We start from the raw sequence: 2,821 nt of genomic DNA, 5'->3' as shown, positions 1-2,821 counted from the left end.
TTTCGGGAACGCAAGCGGGCAGGCAAACGTTCACGTGAATGAGCGCTTGCGCGAGCTAGTTAATTTTTTAATACCCTTCAAAAAAGAGAGTTCAAAATTGAGTCCGGTTAATTAAAGATGTTTGCTTCATATCGGTTAACTTTATGCGGATATCTCAAGCTCGGGATAACACTTCCATGTGTCATTACGAGTCTATTCCATATCGCTTTGGTAATCACCAATGCATGCTAGACTGTTTAAACGAGCACGTTTTAACAGGGCTTCTTGTGCCGCAGAAATGTTTTCTTTTTTACCAGACCAAGTCGCTAAACAATCTTCTTGCAATGCTCTACCATAAGAGAAGCTGAGTAACCAAGGCTGATGTCCTATGCTATTGATGGCATTTAAATTCTCTGTAGCCTGTGTTGGTGTTTGGCCGCCAGATAAGAAATTAATGCTTGGAACTGCTGCAGGGACATTATTGCGGAATACCCCTATAGTGAAATCAGCAACTTCATCTGGAGAACTGAATGGAGTGTTGTCTTTACCACAGGTTACCATGCTTGGTTTTAGAATAATATGTTCTAATTCAACTTGGTGAATAAATAATGCATGGAACACTTCATGTAATACAATTTCACACACTTCCGCGCAATGCTCAATGCTGTGCGCGCCATCCATTAATACTTCAGGCTCAACAATAGGAACAATACCTGCTTCTTGGCAGGCTGCTGCATAACGAGCTAAATTTTCAGCGCCAGTCTTTACAGCAGTTAAGCTTGGAGTAAAGTCAGAAATAGAGTAAACGTTGCGCCATTTAGCAAAACGAGCACCTAATCTTTTAAAATGTTGTAAGCGTTCAACAAGACCATCTAAACCTTGAGTTACTTTTTCGCCTTCAGTATTTGCTAATTCCACTAAGCCTTTATCCACTTTAATTCCAGGAATAATGCCTTTATCCGCAAATAATTTAGCAATCGGTGTGCCCTGTTCATCTGTTTGGTCAAAGGTTTCTTCAAACAAGATGACGCCATTAATGTATTTCTCCAAATCTGGAGTAGTTGCCAGCAATAAGCGATAATCCCTACGATTTTGCTCATTGTTTTCAGTTTTAATTGAATCAAAGCGTTTACCAATAGTACTATTGCTTTCATCAGCAGCTAGAATACCTTTACCTTCTTGCAGCATTTGCTCCATAGTTGCTGATAATTCTTCATAACTCATAATCTACTCACTCCTGGTCGTTATCTTGAAATATATTTTTCACGAATAATTTGTTGCATGGTGAAGCCTTGCTCTTTTAAATAGTGAAATGCCTCGTCAATCATACTTGGATTTCCACATAAATAAATTATATCTTGTTGTGGATTTAAATTTAAGGTTGGGAATGCGTGTTGTACATAACCAATGCGTTCAGGTTCGAATAAATTTTCTGTGGGTTGACGACTTAAATAGGGCATGAATTGCACTTGTGGGTATTTCTGCATAAGTGTTTGAAATTCCTCAGAATAAAGGATTTCTTCACGTCGTTGCACACCTTGCAATATGATCACGTGCAAATTAGGTTGCTCTTTAATACGTTTTTCAAGTTCCGCTAACATTGCCCGATAAGGGGTAATCCCGGTACTGGTTGCAACAAGGATGTAGCGCCCGGGAACTTCATCTTTCAGTACCAGACGGCCATAGGGGCCGCTAATGTTAAGGACATCACCGGGTTTTAAATTAAATAAAAGCTTAGTTCCTGGACCATTTTCAAAATATCCTGCAGCAAACTCGATCGTATTGTCTTTTTTTGGTTCATTTGCAATACTGTAACTCCGTTTTAAAGCTTTACTTTCATATTCAAAATGAATTGTAATGAATTGCCCAGGAGTATAATCAAAATGAGGCATCAATTCGCAAGTAAATATGAAATGTTTTACTTTAGGCGAAATCATAAATGATTCTTTTAAAGTAATGGGGAAGGTATTAATGTGCATGAGTGTATCAACTTTTATTCTAAAGTGCCTAATATAAGGAAAAAATTATGCAATGCAAGGGTTGTGAGCATATAATTAACTTATGACTACGATGGATTTAATTACTATTCTAGGCAATATTAGCCAATCTTTGTACCCTGTACAACGATTAATTACCGGGGGTGCTTACTTATTGGGTATTTTATTTTTCATTATTTCCATTATGAAATTTATGAAAATTGGTAATCACCGAGCCCAAAGCTCTTCAAATGAAAAAATGTATTCCCCAATGATTTATTTATTTTTTGGCTCTATTTTGTTGTATTTGCCTTCTGCTTTAAATTTAGCTGCAAATACTGCATTTGGTGTGGGGAATGTCTTAACCTATACTGATTATAATCCGACAAATATTTATAGCTCTATGGGCTTATTAATTCGCACTGCAGGAGTGTTGTGGTTTGTACGTGGTTGCGTTTTGGTCGCGCAAGCCAGTGAACCTGGGACTCAACAGGGACCTAAAGGCTTAGTATTTATTATCGCCGGCATTTTATCGATGAACTTTGATAATACGATTGCTATGCTCAATACGTTCATGGGTGACATTGCTACTTTGACTATTGCTATTAAAAACAGTCAAGGGTTTTAGCAAGGAGATATTAGAGGCAATAGGTATGGCAATCGCACTTCGAAAATCAAACAGCTCGCACAAGCGCTCACGTGAACGTTTGCCTGCCCGCTTGCGTTCCCGAAGTGATCCGAGCCATTTTGGTCAACATAAAAACGATTCGTAGTAACGAGTGACGTGACGTTAAGCTTATATTTTCATCGCTCAAATTGAAATGCATACAGATGTCGAGAATACCTACGCATTCTGTTGCAGAACG

General features: G+C 38.3%; 3 protein-coding genes. 1 reads left to right on the top strand and 2 read right to left on the bottom strand.

Going from position 1 to position 2,821, the window contains the following annotated elements; genetic code table 11:
- Nucleotides 1-192: 192 nt before the first annotated feature.
- Both QM652_RS14430 and QM652_RS14425 read right to left on the bottom strand, forming a co-directional pair.
- Nucleotides 193-1,203, bottom strand: coding sequence for a class I fructose-bisphosphate aldolase (locus QM652_RS14430; RefSeq protein WP_415077010.1), 1,011 nt, complete (start codon nt 1,201-1,203; stop codon nt 193-195).
- A 20-nt stretch (nt 1,204-1,223) separates the two neighbouring features.
- Nucleotides 1,224-1,958: a ferredoxin--NADP reductase gene (locus QM652_RS14425; protein WP_415077008.1), complete on the bottom strand. Its 735-nt coding sequence runs from the start codon at nt 1,956-1,958 to the stop codon at nt 1,224-1,226.
- Between the two features lie 82 nt (nt 1,959-2,040).
- Between QM652_RS14425 and QM652_RS14420 the strand changes: the two genes are divergently transcribed.
- On the top strand, nt 2,041-2,583 hold the full coding sequence (locus tag QM652_RS14420; protein ID WP_415077006.1) for a type IV secretion protein IcmC: 543 nt from the start codon (nt 2,041-2,043) through the stop codon (nt 2,581-2,583).
- The last annotated feature ends 238 nt before the right edge of the window (nt 2,584-2,821 follow it).

The organism is Legionella sp. (genome assembly GCF_047605385.1).
Lineage (GTDB): Bacteria > Pseudomonadota > Gammaproteobacteria > Legionellales > Legionellaceae > Legionella.
This window is presented reverse-complemented; position numbering and strand designations above follow the sequence as displayed.